The organism is uncultured Campylobacter sp., assembly GCF_938045775.1.
Taxonomy (GTDB): Bacteria; Campylobacterota; Campylobacteria; order Campylobacterales; family Campylobacteraceae; genus Campylobacter_B.
Genome location: NZ_CALIBH010000238.1, coordinates 11,415 through 28,589, shown reverse-complemented (window position 1 = coordinate 28,589; position 17,175 = coordinate 11,415). Strand labels below are relative to the sequence as shown.

Below are 17,175 nucleotides of genomic sequence, written 5' to 3'. Positions count from 1 at the left end.
GAGATTATATGATTTTAAAATTTAAATTAAGAAGGACGGCATAGTCGTGAAATTTAAATATGAGCGTCGGGCGCAAAATAGCCGCGGATCGGCTAGATCTATTAAAACCGCCGTATACGTATAAAGGGTAAATTTAAATCGGAGCTTTGCCGAATTTTAAATTTACCCGATTTGCCTCGCTATGAAATTTATTCGCCCAGGAAGTATTTCAGATCTGCCTGCGCGTCGCCGCTTATTAGACGAAGTCCGAAATTTTGCACCAAAAAGCCCAAAATTTCGTCGTTGAAAAACTCAGGCACCGTAGGGCCTACGTTGATATTCTTAACACCAAGGCTAAATAGCGCAAGCAGGATGATGACCGCCTTTTGCTCCATCCACATCAGCACTATCGAGACCGGCAGATCGTTTACCGCGATGCCCGTAGCCTCGCTAAGCGCAAGGGCGATCTTGACCGCGCCATTGCTGTCGTTGCACTGACCAAGGTCGATATAGCGCGGAAGCTCGGTGCCGGGCACGTTTCCGAAATCCACGTCGTTGAAGCGGAATTTGCCGCAGCTGGAGGTCAAAATCACGCAGTCCTTCGGCAGGCTAAGCGCTAGCTCGCGGTAATACTCGCGTCCTTTGCCCGGCGCGTCGCAGCCTGCGATGACGAAAAAGCGGCGGATTTTGCCCGATTTGATCGCGTCTAAAATTTGCGGCGCAAGGCTTAAAATCGTCTTATAGTGTCCGCCCGTTACTAAGCTCTCGTCGCTGTCCATACTCACGTCGCCGCACGCAAGCGCGCACTCGATAAGCGGCGTAAAATCGTCGTTTTGGATATGTTTGACGCCGTCCGTGCCCGCGATAGAGTAGCCAAAGAGCCTGTCCGCGTAGCTACAGGACGAGCGAAGCGGCACGATGCAGTTCGTGGTCATCAAAATAGCGCCCTTAAATTCGTTAAAAAGCTTGGTCTGATCGAACCACGCCTTGCCGACGTTGCCCTTTAGATGCGGATACTTGCGAAGCTCCGGGTAACCGTGCGCAGGAAGCATCTCGGAATGGGTATAGATGTTGATGCCCTTGCCCTCGGTCGCTTTTAGCAGCGCCTCAAGAGCGTGCAGGTTGTGGCCGCTAACCAAAATCGCTTTGCCCTCGACCTTGTTTTGGCTTACCTTAACCGGGGTTGGTACGCCGAATTTTGCAGTATGCGCCTCGCTTAAGATATCCATCATCTGCACGCCCGCGCTTCCGACGGCCATTAGCTGCGCGATATGCTCGTCGAAGTTAAAATTTGAGTTCGTCAGCGTGAAATACAGCGTATCGCCTATAACGGTATCGACCGCGCTAGTATCGGCGCCGAGCTCACGGGCGTGGTGGCGGTAGGCGCTAAGACCCTTAAGTCCGAAAACCATAGTGTCTTGAAGCAGGCTTAATGTGGAATTTTTGCCACAGGTGCCGCGGTCTTGGCCCTTGGCGCCGCAGCCCTCGGGCGCGCTCATTTGGCATTGATGACAGAACATCTCTAGATTGTCGCTCATAGAAATCCTTTATAAAAAATTTAGTTGGTAATTTTAAGATTTTATTTAGGCAAAAAAATTGATTATAATCAATAAATGGCTAAATTTTATCAAATTTATTTACAAAATGAGAATTTTAAATTTTATAAATTGCTTCAATTTCACTTATAACGGGAATATGGCTACTTAAATTCAGATATAATGCGCGGAATTACAAAAAACGGATAAGTAATGAAAGAGAAGTTAAAATCGTTAGCGAGCAAGGTTTCTAAATTATATAAAAGCGGTAGTCCAAAAACGTTATGAAAATTCTACATACGAGTGATCTGCATTTCGATAAAGCTAAATTTGATCGAATTTTAAGCTTAGAATTTGACATTTGTTGCATAAGCGGCGATCTGATAGACACAAACCAAAAAGATATCATAGGACAAAAAGCGTGGGTGAAGCGGTGGTTAGAAAATTTTAAAAAGCCTATCTTTGTATGTAGCGGAAATCATGACGTGAGTGAGTCTGGCGACATTTCTTGGATACGAGCGTCTAATATTTATGCGGATGGCGATATTAAGACGCTTGAGGGTATTAAATTTGGCTGCGCTCCTTATCTCTGCGCGGATATTTTGGATTTTGCAGAGTGCGACGTGCTACTTACGCATATTCCGCCCGCACATACGCAAACGTCCATAGAGCGCGGCAGAGATTTTGGCGATAAAGAACTTTTTAGAGCGCTGAAGTACGGGCTTTTAAAGGCAAAAATAATCCTTTGCGGACACGTGCATAATCCGCTTTTAGATATTGATAAAATCGGCGATTGCACGATTTATAATTCAAGTCTGAAGCTTAATATTTTAGAAATTTGAGTTAAATTTATAAAATTTTAGCAGCTGAATTCTATAAAATATAATTTAGCGCAATAAATTAATTGTATTTCGCGGCTCTACTCGCATATCGGCAGCACGCCTTATATCTGCAGCCAAACAAGCAAATTTAGCTTTTTGTCATAATTTCTTTCAATAATCTAAAATCACTTTCACTAAATCCGTAAATTTCTACTTCACATTCTTTTTCTGCGTCTAAATTTTGTTTGAAAAAGCATTTGTATTCGCTGATCACCTCGCGCTTATCTAGTCCACCCACTCCGCATCCCATCAGAGGCAGAGCTATTTTTATATGCTTGCTTTGATCTTGCAAGATTATTTCTTGCAAATTATTTAAAATTTGCGTGATAGTATCTAAGCTCGGCTTTTTATACTTTGATCTATCGGTGTAATTCATAATGGCTGCATGTAATACAAATGGAAAGTTTGCGTGATTTGAGGCGGTTTTGACGACATCACCTTGCCTTATCTCTCTTATTTTTAGTTGTTCTTGCATGTATTTTTCTAGCGCCTCACCGCAATGCCTCTTAAAAGCCATAGACACACCGCTGCCAAGCAGCATCGCCGTATTTGAAGGATTTATCAGATAATCCGCTTGTGCGTCCAATAAATCGCCAAATATTATCTTTATTTCATATGAAATTTTCATTTTATCTCTTCTAAATACCTTTCTATTTCATCTTTTATCGTATCGGCTAACTCCTTTGGTTCTAGCACTTTGATAAACGGAATGAAGTAGTAAATAAGCGGCTTTATCTCCATTAAATTAGTAAATTCTATATCGATTACGACCGAGCCATCGGCATCAAGTCCTGTTATGCTCTGCTTAGCGTAGGGTTTTCTCTCGAAATATTTCTTTATCTGCGGAGCTAAAAGCGCTCTAGCGGTATTTGGCTTATCTAGCGTTGCCCAGGCGGAGTTTATATTTTTAATCCTCTCCTCTATCGTGGCGTCTAATTTAAATTTCTCCTCAAGAATTCTAATATTTGTGATGCTTTTTAAGTGGAATTTCTTAAAGGTATCATTTTTATTCGTATCTAAAAATAGCAAATACCAAAATCCGTCAAACATCGCTAGTTTTAGTGGCTTTATCTTAAATTTAAAACCGGCGTATTCGCACTGCACCAAGCTTCTCTTTTTGATAGCGTTTTCAAGCAGTTCGAAATTTATAAAGTCATCTTCACTTAATTTTTCGCTGCTTATATTTGTTAAAATCGGATGATTTAGCCGGTTTGTGATCTGTTCTAGCAAAACGTGAGCCTTTGAGTAAAAATTTGCGCCCATGGTTTTTGAGATGTTATCGAGGATATTTATGACGGTGCGTTCCTCCTGATCTAAGCCATCTTTGATTTTAGTTTTATCTATGCTCCACATCCTGCCGTTTCTTACAGCTCCATTTTTCACTAGTACTTCGTAAAGGTCTCTTTGGATAGTTTTGGTGCAAACTCCAAATTTTTCCGCGAGCTCGGAGATGGAATGGGGTTTTCTGCTAATTAAGGCAGCTATTTCGTTTATGCGTTCGTATTTGTTGCTACCGGATTGCGGAATTATTTTTTGTGGTTTTTGCATCTAGGCTCCTTTTATATTATTTTATCTAAAATAAAGGGATAATATCAGCTAAGGATTGCTCTTAATCCTTCAAGCCCGCCTGCCTTTATCGCCATACCCCTATACGCGTTTACGTGAGTATCTTGCGGGTTTATGCGGATTAGATGAGCGCGCTTAAATCTTTTTGCCATCCTTTCTCCGTAAATCCTGATCGTAGGCACCGCAAGACCTGCTCCGATCTCAATTATAGCTATTTTGGAGTTCATATTGTGGCTAAGCCACGCATCGTATTTCTTGTGCTGCGCCCAAGCTCTTTTGTGATTAAATTCGTGGTCGTAAAACATAAGGATATTTGGACGGCTCTCGCATCCGCACTCAGGACAAACAGGCATCTTTGTAGCGATAAATTTTTCCTCGTCCACTTCGACATTATTTTCGTCCATATTCCATATATTTCCGTCATCGCTATGAATACACTGCGCGTGATGTATGGAGCCATGGATCTCGTAAATTTTATCCTTGTCAAATCCCACCTTTTCAAAATGCCCGTCTACGTTTGAAGTGTAGATAAAATAGTTTTCGCCTTTTGCTTCGCAAAGATTTTTTAGTAGGGTAAAACCCTCGTGAGGCTGGGTTGCGTTATAGAGCTTTAGCCTGTGTCCGTAAAACGCCCAAGCTAGCTCAGGGCTACTAAAAAACCACTGCGGATTTGCCATCTCGGTAAAGCTTAAATTTTTATCCTTTAAAGGCGGATAGGCTTTCCAAAAGCCAAGATCACCTCTAAAATCAGGCAGTCCGCTATCTACGCCCATGCCTGCTCCTGCGGTTATTATGACGGCATCGGCGTTTGCGATGATCTCTTTTGCGCGGGAGATCATGTCTTGCATAACTTGCACCTAAATTAGCTTTGCAATTTCATCGGCTAGTGGCTCTAGTTCATTTTTCATTTTTATTAGCTCATTGACTAGTTCCGTCTCACTATATTTATTCACGATTATTTCTCTTAAAAACTGATCCTTTTTAAGCCATTTCCACCTTGCAAACGTTGTGCCTATTTTCCACTCGGTAAGCGTAAATTTAGCCTGTATATCTTTTATGCGCTCCTTGTTGATCCCTATGCGCTCCTTGCTGTTCCCGCTCTCATTATATTTAAGCCCAATATATGGATTTAAAAAATTTCTACTATCAAATTCTAGGGTAAAATTTATAATACTATTACGACCCCAATCATATTTATAAAAACTTATAGGTGAAAAATATCTTTTCGTATCAGCATCTTTTATATCATCGACATGCCATTCTTGCGATAATCTTTTTTCGAGTTCAGTCTTTACGTTTGACATAAATTCATTAAGTTTATTCGAACTGGCTATATCGAAATACTTATTTTTTATCTCCTCAACTATATCATAGTTTTCGAGTATTATCTTACTAATCTCATTTGTATCCATCTGTACTCCTTTATATTTTCCATAAATTTTTTCGATGACATTTTTGTATTGCGATATCACAGCGGACAAATTGGTTAAATTTCCCGTTTCTTCAAGGCATAGATCAAGCCACGCAGTTATCTCTTTGTCGTATGAAATCGCCTTAAATTTAGCGATTTCATCGCCCTTCTCGTTTGAAATTCTGCCGTCTTTGATTTTTAGTCCGTCTAGGCTATAGCCGGTAGGCTCGCGCCCTTGCGGTGATAAAAAGAGCACGTAAATTTCAGCTTCATTGCCGTTTTCTTGTTGGATAGTTTTTATATATCTTTTAATCTGAGCCTCTTGATCGCCGGCATAAATTTTATTTTCTAAAATAATATGCTTCGTGCCGTCAGTTATGTAGATATCGATATTCTCATATTCTTTATAGACTTTTGCGATTTGCGAATTTAGCCCAAAATCCTCTAGCCCGCATGCTTTTATAAAAAGCTCCAAAAATAGCTCTTTTTGATAATGCGGCGAGTTCGGATCGAGTAGCGAGCAGATAAAGCGCGAGTGCAACCTCACTTCGTCGCTAGCGTCAAAAAGCGCCAAAAATAGATTGTAGTCATTATTGCCGCGCAGCTTTTTCACTTCTAGCTTATCGCTTAAGACTTTGATTTGCTTTAGCATAGATTCAAATTTCTCTATATCCATATCTCCTCCTTTAAAATTTTAAAGCATTGTAGCAGACAAACTAGGCATTTTTTGTCTTAGTGCACAGCCTCATAAAGTTTTTCTAAAATTTTAACCATTGCTAGCGTATCGAGCTTACAGTATTCTAGCAGAGCCTGCTTATAAGCTTCGCGCTCTGTTTCTTTCATAAAAGTCATAGCGGCGTATGCTTGCATAGCTTCGCCTCCGTGATGGATTAAATTTAAATCCTTATACGCCAATTCTAATTCGGGCACGAGTGCGGGCAGGACGTATTTTATGGAGTAGCTACCTTTCATTTTCGGATGGTAGTAGCTTTTGCTTGCAAAGGGTGCCATGAGGTCTTTTATATTGTCGTGGATAGCCATAAGCTCGTTTGAGATTTGCGGATAAGCTTCGGCCAGGCGTCTTATCACTCCTTTTTCAAAGCTCATGTTGTAGGCTAGCACGCAGGCGTCCTGTGGGATAAATTTGATTAAATTTAGCGCTAGTTCGTATCTAGGATCGGCGCCAGCCTCAGCTAAAAACTCAAAATGCTCTAAATTTCCTTTGCCGTCATCTTTGTGGATTGAAAACTGAAAAGGTATCTGCTCGTAAGGCCTAAGCCCAATAAATTGCGGCACCGCCTGCTGAAAGGTCTCGAAGTCGAGATGATAGAGCGGGTAGCGGAGCGTATCCAAAAACTCTTTTATTGCATCTTTGTCTATGATCTGTTCTTGCGAGATTTCTGATTTTATTTGGATTTGCTGAGAGGCGTTAAATTTACTTAGATCTTTTATATCGTTAAATTTAACCACGCCGCTTTTATAAAGCTCAAATTTCTTATCGCTTCTTAGACGAGAGATGTCAAATACACTATACTCCGGGATAGCTCGCTGCTTATGCCAGCAGTACTCCCGAGCGTCGCAAGCGTAAGGATTTGAGCAATGTGCGCCTATATCAATGTCGGGCTCATCATTTTGGCTTAAAATTTCTTCAAATTTATTTAAAATTTGAGGGATATCTCGCTGCTTTTGCTTCACTTGCTCGGTTACATCCTGTACGCAAAATAGCTTTTCAAGCTCTAGCGTTTCGTCTCTTGTGTAGGCGCTATCGATGTGGATTATATTTACGCGACTCACCTCGTAGCCAAGCGAGCTAAGCACGTAATACTGAATGGCCGCATCGTCGATATATACGTCTTTTACGGAAGTCGAACTCTTTACTTCGTTGATGATAAGCCCGTCCTTGCCTATGCGAAAGATATCAACCATCACAAGGATGCCGTCAAAGCAAAAAGTGGCCTCGTAGATCACCTTTGTGCCGCGCTTGATAAGCTCTTTTGTTTTTGCTATTTGCGAGCCAAAGTCGCCGGTGTACTTTATCCTCTCGCCGCCGCTAAATAGCTCACAGGCTAGCTCGCCTACCGAGGTGCCGGTATCAAATACCGCCTGCGCGCTATCATCTGGAGCTTGCAAAACTTCAGGCTTTTTCTTTTTAAGCCACAAGCTCTTTTCACACTGAAGACCACGGATGTAGAGGGATTTAGAGAGGGGAATTTGTTATGCCTTTAAAAAGAATTTTCTTCATTTTATCGCCGAGTCTACCGATCATATCCTTATCGTATCCCTTTTGCGATGCGTAAAATATTAGCATTTTTATACTCGAGCTTGGGCTTTCCTTTATCATTTTTAACTTCTCACCAAAATCATAATCGCTTAAACTAGAGTTAAAATCCTTTCTTATTAAGGCCAAATTCCCAAAATCATCTAGTGCTTTGCCATTTTCTTGTAAATTTGTTGCCCACATATGTTCCACCGTGTCTTGGGATTTGATTAGATATTCATCTCTATTAAATTTAGGAAATACTTTTTTTATATCATCCGCACAAGTATCACAAGCACTTAAACTATTAAAATCTCGCCAAAGTAGATACTCTAGCCTATAAAACCAATAATGCGGTACTGCTGTTCCAGTATCTAAAAATTTAGAGTCGATTTTTTCAAGTACTGGCGTTTCCAGACTTTCGCCTTTATAAATTTTTCCTATAACGTCATTTATAGTTTCTACTATTTTACGATATCCATTGTTTTTTAAAGCGCTCTTTGCCAGCTCGTTATCCAATTGCTCGAGAAATTCAATAACCTTTTGTGTATTTTTATCATTACAAGCATCTAGTGAGTTTTTGTCTAAGAAAGCCAAAAGTGCGGCGATAAATTCAGGCTTGTCGTATTCGCTAGTATAGTAAAACAACCTTTGCAAATTTAGCAAAATTTTGTTTTTCATCTCGTCATCTCTATAGATGAATTCATCAAATTTATTATGCATACTTTCTAAAAAAGCAATAAACTCATAGTGCAAATCTGTTTTTTTCCTAAAAACTTTTTCAAATTCCCCCAAAAGTTTATCTTTGTCTATGATAATCTTATTATTAGGGTCCACCTTATTCTCAGAATCTACATTCAAGCCGTTTTTGGCAACAAACACCTTCAAAACTAGAAGCAAAAATACTGGGAATTTTACTAAGCTTTTTGTATCAGAATTTGTTTCGGTTTGCTTTTCTTCTTTGCGATTGAAATCTGATTCCAAAAGTTCTCTTATTGTTTTGGGTCCGATGGGTAAACCTGCTTGATTGCTTTCTAAAATTTGATCTTTATATTTTTCGTCCATATTTGAGATCATATCCCATTTTCTTGCTACGTCTGCATAGTTATCTTTAATATTACTTAAAAATCTAGCTTTTAACACCTGATGATTTTCCAGCTGAATGCTTTTTGTGTTAACTAGTTCAAAATACTCAGTAGCTTTGACATTTTCTGGGATAATAGTCATCGTAAAAATAGCCGAATTTATATTCTTTTCGAAACTATCTTTACACAAAATTTCATTGTTGCTAGCAAAAAGGATGGCATCTAAAATTTGTCTATTTACATATTTGCGTTCATTTACGTTAAAGTTTTTTAGTTTTTCGCCATCGCTACTATCTATTTCATAGCTTAGTTCAAACGGTTTTTCTTTTACTCCTAAAGCCATAAAAATAATATAAATAGTAGTAAGTCTTTGCTGTCCATCTATGACGATAAATTTATCATCATTCTTCTTAACTACGATATTGCCGAGATAGTGCCCTTCTTTGCCGTTTATATCGCTTATTAGTTTTTCAATATCCTGCTTTCTCCAAGAATACGCCCTTTGGTAAAAAGGTATTTCAAATTTATAACTCTTTATGCTGTGTATAGTACGATTATTTGCTTTTGCTTCTTCCATCTTCTTCTCCTTCAAAATTTATAATATTAAAAGAATTATCGGCCATGTAGTCCCTGGTGTACTTTGTCTTGTCCTTTATCCTATTATAATGCTTTTCTCGATTTTTGGGCAAAATCTTCGATATTTCTGCATTAGTTTTTAGCTCTTTTTCTATTTTTACTTTCAGCGTTTCCAATGTGCTTGAGGTATCAGTAAGCTGCAAAAGCCGTTGAACTATTATCCGCGGACTATCACCAGAAATTCTATCATATCCGCAGGCGACGCCAAATATATTTAAAAACACTAAATTCGCAACCTCGTCTAATGCCTCGATACTAAACTTGTCGGCAATAAATAGCAAAACTACGTGGCAAGCATGATTTAGATAACTACATCCCGTAAAATATTCATGAAAATATATGAAATTACTTTCAATGTATTTTAAAATATCGCAATACTTAAAAACATATTCAAAAAAGCTCGCCCCTCCAAGAATATCATCCGTGAGCGATATATTGCTTTTGTAAATTTTGATTTTCTCATCAAAGTGGTTTTTAAATTCCTCAAAAATAGAATAATTAAACTTATACCACTCTTCATCTGCACCATAATAACCAAAAGTTCTATATGGATTAAAAGCGTCAGTTTTAGTTCGTCTTATATATAGTGCGCTTCTTAATGTGCGGAATATCAAATTTTCTCTCAAAAACCAAGATGTATTAATGTCGTATAAAGAATACTCATTCCATTTTTTAGCGTAGTGAAGCATTAGTTGCTTTGATTTTGTCTCATCCATAAACATTAGGTGGTGGTTTTTGAGTAAGTCCGTTTCGCTAAGAGCTCTACCACTGGTATTGTGCGTATCAAAGTATAAAAATGCTTCGTCTAAATTTCCTGTCTTTATATATGTAAATTCGACTCTATTCTTTATGTAACTTATAAATTTTTCTTTGTCTTTTATATTGTCGCACTCCGCTTTCAAGAGATCGAAATTTCTTTTCAAAGCCTTATGCGATAAGAAATTTATTTTATTATCTAAAAAAGGCACATCATTATCGCCTAAAGCTTTTAAAATAATGGCTAGTGTAGTTATACGTTGCTGCCCATCGACTATATTGTTAATTAATTCTTTGTTTTCATGTGCTTCCTTATGCAAAATTATGTGCCCTAGTAAAATTTCATTAGAGCTTCCATTTTTAAACGATCTTTTAATGCTTGAAAGCAGTCCTAAAGCTAAATCCTCACTCCATACATATGGGCGTTGGTAGTATGGGATTCGATAATTTGCGCTACTTAGTATGTCATCTGCACTTAAAATGTAATTATTCTGCTCATTGTCGTCATTTGTCATAGTATTTCTCCTTAAATCTTTTAAAATTTTACCATAAAAAGTCTAAAATTTTTATCCTTTAAATAAAAATGACACCGTTTTAACTCCGCTAGTTGTGTTGCTAAAATCCTACCCTTTTTACTTTCTTTTCATTTTTTAAAGCCACTTCCCGTTTTAATCTCTCATAAAAATCATCGCTGTTTTTAACCCTTTTAAATTTAGCCTGTCTTCGCACGCTCGCAAAATCTCCTGGCGCCAAAAAGCTTAAATCCGAAATTCTTGCAGCTAGGTTTTCGTCAAATTTTATCCTTAGTGATGCGCACTCTTTTTTGAACAAATTTAATGCTTGATTTGGCAATAAATATCCAAACTCAAGCTTTAAATCAAATCTTCTAAGACTTGCCTTATCGAGATTATCGATCAAATTCGTCGTAGCGATAAAGATGCCGCTAAAGCTCTCCATCTGCACTAGCATTTCATTTACTTGAGTTACCTCCCAGCTTCTAGCAGCTAGGCTTCTGTCTTGTAAAAAGCTATCGACTTCATCAAATACGAGTACTGCTTTTTTGCTACCAGCCTCTTTAAAAGCCTCGGCTATATTTTTCTCGGTTCCGCCGACCCACATAGATAAAAGCTCGCTTCCTTTTTTGATGATAATAGGCTTTCTTAAGCTTTTAGCGATAAATTTAGCATAGGCGCTCTTTCCGGTCCCTGGTACTCCGTAAAGACAAATCCTAGCGCTTTTGCTCTCTTTTATGCCCTGCATTAGCTCGTTTAGGTCGCAGCTTGAGTTTACGAAATTTGGATCATAGCTGCTAGGCAGATCATCTTTTAATCTCTCTTTTTTCTTGTCCTTTTCTAGCGCGCCGTAGCCTTGTGCTTTTAAAGTGTTGCTTATCACGCGCTCAAAAGCCTTATTTTTATCTCTTAGACTTAAGCTTGAAACGACTAAACTTGCATTGCTAACGATTGCGGGCGCAATAAATTTATTTTTTGCAAGTTTATTGATTAGCTTATTATCTATCAAATTTGCGCTATATTCTTTGATGATCCTCGCTCTTACGTTTTTATTAGGCACTCCAAGCTTTATGGCTAGATTAAAACGTCTAATGACGGCCTCATCCATGCTATAAATATTATTCGTAATCCAAATAGTAGGTACTTCGTTGGTTTCAAGAGCTCTATTTATAAAGGCTTTGCCGTATTGCCTTTTCTCATCGTTATTTATGTTAAATACATCCTCGGCTTCATCATACATCAGCAAATTTGAACCTGCTTGCAAGATATTTTGCGCGAGGCAATAAGATTTTATTCTTTGGGCTTCATTATCGTATCCGCTTTCGTCTCCATAAGCAACCTCATAAAGCTTTAAACTTAATTCTTTTGCTAAAACCTTGCTAAGCTCGGTCTTGCCTGTACCTGCAGGGCCGTATAAAAGTACGTTTACGCCTTTTTGTCTTTTGCGGATAGCATTTTTTAAAAAAGAGATTAAAATTTGCGTATCATCTTTAATATGAACATAATTCTTAAGAGTTAAATTTGTATTGCTACAAGGTTTTATGGTGCTTACAAAAATTTCGTCTATGCTTTCGCATTTAACAAATAAAGCGCCTATGAAGTCGTTATTTATCACGTCAATTTTTGATCTTAAATTGCGTCCGTAGATATCTAATTTTATAAGTGAAGTTTTAGCAAAAATTCCATCTTTTTTAAAAGCTTTTTGCACGTCAATAAAGTTTAAATTTAATATCTGAGATATGGCTTTTGCAGCCTGTCTATCGTTTAAATTTTCTGTCAGCTCGCAAGCGTCCGAAACGATTTCGTAATTAAACATAATCGCGACGAACCTCAAAATAGCCTTTTCGGTATCGTTTAAACCTAAGTTTTCTTGAAGCAAATTTAAATTATATTCGAGCTCTTTTAACTCGCATGAAATTTTGCTTTTCTCAAGAACAGCAAGTTTATCTTTTAGGGTTTTAATATCTTGCTGGGTTGGCTCGTTTGAATTAATCTCTAAAAATTCCAAAAGGTTGCCATATTTGGATTTTAGAAATTCTCTTTGTGCTCCAGCACAAAATATTGCTCTGAGTATCCAAAGACTGGCAAGGTCATATATCTCGTTATCTACGAATAAATTTCTGTTTTTCATTAGTGCCTCCTTGTTTATTTGGAGGTATTTTACTATGTGAAGAGGACGGATTTATGTCCACATTAATGTAAATATATGTTTTGTATGTGAATTTTATATCATTTTTACAATACAACCGAGTTGCTATATTTAATATGCTTGCGTTTTCAGTAAATTTACGAAAGGCATTTTTTATAGAGCTTAATATATAAAAAGTATTTTGCACTAAGATTTTATATTTTACTAACTTAAGGATTAGGGAATTTAAGTGGCTCCGGATGCTGGATTCGAACCAGCGACCAAGCGGTTAACAGCCGCCTACTCTACCGCTGAGCTAATCCGGAACGCGTAGAATGGATGGTGCGGATGAAAGGACTTGAACCTTCATGCCGTGAGGCGCCAGATCCTAAGTCTGGTGTGTCTGCCAATTTCACCACATCCGCAAAAAAGAAAGCGCATATTAGCCAAAAAGCTCTTAATATGAGCTTAATATGGTACGCCCAAGAGGATTCGAACCTCTGACCTACGGCTTAGAAGGCCGTTGCTCTATCCTACTGAGCTATGAGCGCAAATTATCGAATCAGTGGTACGCTCGAAAGGAGTCGAACCTTCAACCTACAGATCCGAAGTCTGTTGCTCTATCCAATTGAGCTACGAGCGCATAAAGTGGGGTGAGTTGTGGGAATCGAACCCACGACCCTCAGGACCACAATCTGATGCTCTAACCTACTGAGCTAAACTCACCACAATGGTCGGAGCGAAAGGATTCGAACCTTCGACCCTCTGGTCCCAAACCAGATGCGCTACCAGCCTGCGCTACGCTCCGTAGATTTTCGTGGATTGAATGAAAAACGTATTATATATATTTTTTCTTAAATTCCGCTTTTTACGGCTTTAAATTTAATGAAATTTAGCAAGCCTCATCTGTTTTTCTAAATTTTTTAATAAAATTTGCATCAGCGCTAGCCCCTTCGTGCGGTGCGAAATTTTAAATTTCACCGCAGCGGGCAACTCCCCAATCGTGCGGTCAAATCCGCGCGGAATAAACATAAAATCGTATCCGAAGCCGTTGTGACCGCGCTGCTGAGTTATCGCCGTGCCGTACATAAAACCATGCGTGCAAAACTCGCCCAGATCGCATTTCAGCGCTATCGCCGCCGTGTAATGCGCGGGCGACGAATCTAAGCTTAAAGCCCTCAGCTTCCTTGCTAATTTCTCGCGATTGCTCGCATCCGTTGCATCTGAGCCGCTAAAGCGCGCCGAAAATATCCCCGGAGCTCCGCCCAGCGCGTCCACGCAGATACCGCTATCGTCGCTTAACACAAAAAATTCGCTCTGTAAATTTTTACTTTTTAGCGCCTCATGCACTGCGCGAACCTTAATGAGAGCGTTTTGTTTGAAGCTCGTGCCGCACTCGTTGATCTCAAAAGGATCCAGCACCTCGCCGAGCGCGTAAATTTCATATTCTGCGAAGAATTCTTTTATCTCTTTTACTTTATCCGCGTTGCTCGTCGCAAGTAAAATTTTCATCCGCTCTCCTTAAATTTAATGCGCCATTTTACCCAAAATCAAAGAATTCATTACGATTTTTGGCTATAATCGGCACAAATTTCATATTATTTGAGGTCTAAGATTATGCTAAAAAGCGTTCTTCCGCTTAGTTTTATCATTGCTACGAGGTTTTTTGGATTATTTATTTTGCTGCCCGTGCTTAGCCTGTATTCATTGAGCTTGCACGGCGCAAACGAAAGCCTAGTAGGGCTACTTTTTGGAATTTATGCGATTATGCAAGTGATTTTGCAAACGCCATTTGGAGTGCTAAGCGATAAGATCGGACGTAAAAAAACCCTTGCTATAGGGCTGGCGCTTTTTATCGTGGGCGCTTGCGTTTGCGCGGCTAGCGAGAGCATTTATACGATGGTTTTTGGGCGTTTTTTGCAAGGCTGCGGTGCTGTAGGAGCCGTAGCTACCGCACTAATTAGCGATTTTACGCGAGAGGAAGAGCGTGGCAAGGCAATGGCGGTAATGGGCGCGATGATAGGCGTGAGCTTTGGTGTCGCAATGATTTTAAGTCCGCTTTTAAGCGCCAAATTTGGACTTGCCAGCCTATTTCATCTAAGTTCGGCGCTTACGCTTTTATGTTTGATGCTGCTCTTTTTCGTAGTACCCACCGAACCGCATATCCGCTCCCTGCGCCAAAAGGTCCCGCTCGGCTCACTTTTGAGTGACAAAAATTTAATGCTTATGAATTTAACGAATTTTTTTCAAAAAGCTTTCATGACGGCAGCATTTTTTCTAATTCCAATTTTGCTCGTGCAAAAATTCGGACTTTCCAAAAGTGATTTGACCAAAATTTATGCTCTAGGCGCTATTTTCGGCTTTACCGCGATGGGCGCGAGCGGTGCTTTAGGCGAAAAGCGCGCGCTAGCTAAGCAAATTCTACTTATTGGCATCTGCTTTTTCATCGCTTCGTATTTGATTTTTGCGTTTGCTAGCGGGGCGAGCGCTTTCGTGGTGGGTGTGATGCTCTTTTTCGTGGGATTTAACGCGCATGAGCCCATTATGCAAAGCCTTGCGTCCAAATTTGCCAAAGTCGCTCAAAAAGGCGCCGCGCTTGGGATTTTTAATTCGTTCGGATTTTTTGGCAGTTTTTTGGGCGGGCTATGCGGTGGCGCACTTTTTGGCAAAATCGGCATCGAAGCGCTAGGCATTGGCGTCTCGGTTTTGGGTGTGATCTGGCTTGTGCTACTTTCTAGGCTGAGCGATCCGAAACTTTTTAAGAATTTATACTTTCCTAAAGGCGGCGATTTTTCCGCACTACAGGGCGTAAAGGGCATCATTGAAATTTACGAGACCGATAGCGAACTCGTTGTAAAATTTAACTCGAAATTGATAAATGAAGATCAAATTTATAAAATCGTAGGAGGCAAATGATGGAATTTGAAAAATTTGAAAGTGCGATGGAGCGCTTCGCAAACACGGTGCAAAAGTCTTCGCGTATCGAAAAAGTCGCGATCACCCAGGCGCTGGGACGTATTTTAGCAAGCGACGTCGCGGCGCCTTTCAGCACTCCGCGCCGCCCGACCGCTGCGATGGACGGCTACGCGCTAAAGGGCGCGGATCTAAGCGAAGGGGCTAAATTTAAGATCGTCGGCACTACGCCTGCAGGCAAAATGCCTGGCGCCGCGGCAAAGGCGGGCGAGTGCGTCAAAACCTTCACCGGCGGGCTAATGTGCGAGGGCAGCGACACGCTTCTGCCTATCGAAAACGTACAGGTACAAGGCAGTGAAATCGTCGTCACAAAGCCCGTTTCCGCAGGCTTTGCCGTGCGCGCAGCGGGCGAGAGCTACCGCGAGGGCGAGCTTTTGCTTAGAAGCGGCACAAAGCTCGGCTTTTCGCAGATCGCGCTGCTAGCCGAGCTAGGGCTATTTCACATAAGCGTATTCGTTCGCCCAAAAGTAGCGATCCTAGCCACCGGCAGCGAGATCAAGGATCTGGGCGAAAAGCTCGAAAACGACGCTCAAATTTATAGCTCTAACCACATCGCGCTTGCAAATTTAGTAACGCAGCTGGGCTGCGAAGCGATGATAATGCCTCTAGTACGTGACGACGAAAAAGAGCTAGAAGGCGCGATCTTATCGGCTTTACAGAGCGCTGACATACTTCTAACCAGCGGCGGAGTGAGCGTCGGAGACTACGATTTCGTGCAAAGCACGCTAAAATCAAAATTTGAGCTAATCGTAAAAGGTGCGGCGATCAAACCGGGCCGCCACGTGCGCGTAGCCAAAACCGGCGAAAAATATATCTTCGCATTCCCGGGCTTCCCACTCTCGGCGCTTATTACGTGCATTTTGTTTCTGCGCGTATTTTTGCAAAGATCCTTCGGCGTGCACGAAAACACTGAATTTAGCGCGGTCTTGGATCACGACTACGTAAAAAAGACGCCGTGGCTGGAGTTTATGCCCGCCATCTTGCAAAACAGAGACGGGCGGCTTTTTGTTAGCCTGCAAAGCAAAAAGCAGGGCTCCAGCGCGATTTTGAACAATTTAGACGACGATAGCGTCCTGCTCGTCGCGCCGCTAGAGGTCAAAGAACTTAAAAAAGGCGAGCTCGTGCGCGTAATCTCGGTACCTAAAATTTAGCGTGCAGCGTTTCGGCGGTAGTTGCGGCGGCGGACGGAATTTTAACTGCCGCGAGGGTTAAAATTTTGCCGCTGCGAGGCGTTAAATTTAGCCGCAAAAGCTCTGTTTCGAGGTTTAAAAAGTTGAAATTTAGACCCAAATCGCACGCCGTAAAGACTGATCAAAATTTTTACTGCGCGGCGCTATACAGCGAGTGTGCCAAAATCTTTGCCGCCGCGTAACTTCAGCTCCAAGTTGCTTTACGGGCGAAATTCGGGTATTTGCGAGAGATAAAGTAAAAATGAAAGATAAATTTTATAGCGTTC

At 40.5% G+C, this 17,175-nt stretch carries 14 protein-coding genes and 6 tRNA genes; 3 read left to right on the top strand and 17 right to left on the bottom strand.

The genetic code is table 11. The annotated features are described in order from the left end of the window. Positions 1-188: 188 nt before the first annotated feature. Positions 189-1,517, bottom strand: a complete 1,329-nt coding sequence (hcp, locus tag Q0238_RS09880; protein WP_297945660.1) for a hydroxylamine reductase — start codon at positions 1,515-1,517, stop codon at positions 189-191. A gap of 281 nt (positions 1,518-1,798) precedes the next feature. Here hcp and Q0238_RS09875 point away from each other — a divergent pair, with 281 nt between their 5' ends. Then, positions 1,799-2,356 carry a metallophosphoesterase gene (locus tag Q0238_RS09875; protein ID WP_297945658.1) on the top strand — a complete coding sequence of 186 codons (558 nt, stop codon included), beginning with the start codon at positions 1,799-1,801 and terminating at the stop codon, positions 2,354-2,356. Between the two features lie 127 nt (positions 2,357-2,483). Here the strand turns inward: Q0238_RS09875 and Q0238_RS09870 are convergent, their stop codons facing one another. The 15 genes from Q0238_RS09870 to Q0238_RS09800 all read right to left on the bottom strand — a co-directional run bounded on the left by Q0238_RS09870 (position 2,484) and on the right by Q0238_RS09800 (position 14,258). Beyond that, a complete protein-coding gene (locus tag Q0238_RS09870; RefSeq protein ID WP_297945656.1) occupies positions 2,484-3,023 on the bottom strand; it encodes a macro domain-containing protein in 540 nt (179 codons plus the stop codon). Continuing rightward, positions 3,020-3,943: a WYL domain-containing protein gene (locus Q0238_RS09865; protein WP_297945654.1), complete on the bottom strand. Its 924-nt coding sequence runs from the start codon at positions 3,941-3,943 to the stop codon at positions 3,020-3,022. The genes Q0238_RS09870 and Q0238_RS09865 overlap by 4 nt, the downstream gene beginning before the upstream one ends. A gap of 44 nt (positions 3,944-3,987) precedes the next feature. Further along, positions 3,988-4,809 carry a Sir2 family NAD-dependent protein deacetylase gene (locus Q0238_RS09860; RefSeq protein WP_297945652.1) on the bottom strand — a complete coding sequence of 274 codons (822 nt, stop codon included), beginning with the start codon at positions 4,807-4,809 and terminating at the stop codon, positions 3,988-3,990. Positions 4,810-4,818: 9 nt separating this feature from the next. Next, positions 4,819-6,048 (bottom strand): PD-(D/E)XK nuclease family protein, encoded by a 1,230-nt coding sequence (locus Q0238_RS09855; protein ID WP_297945650.1) that lies wholly within the window; start codon positions 6,046-6,048, stop codon positions 4,819-4,821. A 56-nt stretch (positions 6,049-6,104) separates the two neighbouring features. After that, on the bottom strand, positions 6,105-7,583 hold the full coding sequence (locus tag Q0238_RS09850) for a DUF2779 domain-containing protein (RefSeq protein WP_297945662.1): 1,479 nt from the start codon (positions 7,581-7,583) through the stop codon (positions 6,105-6,107). After that, a complete protein-coding gene (locus Q0238_RS09845) occupies positions 7,570-9,291 on the bottom strand; it encodes a DUF262 domain-containing protein (protein WP_297945648.1) in 1,722 nt (573 codons plus the stop codon). Before Q0238_RS09845 ends, Q0238_RS09850 begins: the two co-directional genes overlap by 14 nt. Beyond that, positions 9,269-10,621, bottom strand: coding sequence for a DUF262 domain-containing protein (locus Q0238_RS09840; protein ID WP_297945646.1), 1,353 nt, complete (start codon positions 10,619-10,621; stop codon positions 9,269-9,271). The genes Q0238_RS09845 and Q0238_RS09840 overlap by 23 nt, the downstream gene beginning before the upstream one ends. Before the next feature lie 100 nt (positions 10,622-10,721). Beyond that, positions 10,722-12,749, bottom strand: a complete 2,028-nt coding sequence (locus tag Q0238_RS09835) for an ATP-binding protein (protein WP_297945643.1) — start codon at positions 12,747-12,749, stop codon at positions 10,722-10,724. 248 nt (positions 12,750-12,997) lie between these two features. Next, positions 12,998-13,072 (bottom strand) — tRNA-Asn (locus Q0238_RS09830). A gap of 14 nt (positions 13,073-13,086) precedes the next feature. After that, a tRNA-Leu gene (locus tag Q0238_RS09825) sits at positions 13,087-13,171 on the bottom strand. Between the two features lie 49 nt (positions 13,172-13,220). Beyond that, positions 13,221-13,297 (bottom strand) — tRNA-Arg (locus Q0238_RS09820). 15 nt (positions 13,298-13,312) lie between these two features. Next, a tRNA-Arg gene (locus Q0238_RS09815) sits at positions 13,313-13,389 on the bottom strand. Between the two features lie 6 nt (positions 13,390-13,395). Next, a tRNA-His gene (locus Q0238_RS09810) sits at positions 13,396-13,472 on the bottom strand. A 5-nt stretch (positions 13,473-13,477) separates the two neighbouring features. Beyond that, positions 13,478-13,554, bottom strand: a tRNA-Pro gene (locus Q0238_RS09805). Between the two features lie 74 nt (positions 13,555-13,628). After that, positions 13,629-14,258, bottom strand: coding sequence for a non-canonical purine NTP pyrophosphatase (locus Q0238_RS09800; RefSeq protein WP_297945640.1), 630 nt, complete (start codon positions 14,256-14,258; stop codon positions 13,629-13,631). A gap of 105 nt (positions 14,259-14,363) precedes the next feature. Between Q0238_RS09800 and Q0238_RS09795 the strand changes: the two genes are divergently transcribed. After that, positions 14,364-15,662 carry an MFS transporter gene (locus Q0238_RS09795; protein ID WP_297945638.1) on the top strand — a complete coding sequence of 433 codons (1,299 nt, stop codon included), beginning with the start codon at positions 14,364-14,366 and terminating at the stop codon, positions 15,660-15,662. After that, entirely contained in the window at positions 15,659-16,870 is a 1,212-nt protein-coding gene (locus Q0238_RS09790; protein ID WP_297945636.1) for a molybdopterin molybdotransferase MoeA, read from the top strand. The genes Q0238_RS09795 and Q0238_RS09790 overlap by 4 nt, the downstream gene beginning before the upstream one ends. Here Q0238_RS09790 and Q0238_RS09785 read toward each other — a convergent pair. Next, complete coding sequence (locus tag Q0238_RS09785; protein WP_297945634.1) at positions 16,860-17,009, bottom strand: hypothetical protein; 150 nt, start codon at positions 17,007-17,009, stop codon at positions 16,860-16,862. The genes Q0238_RS09790 and Q0238_RS09785 overlap by 11 nt on opposite strands. Positions 17,010-17,175: the final 166 nt, after the last annotated feature.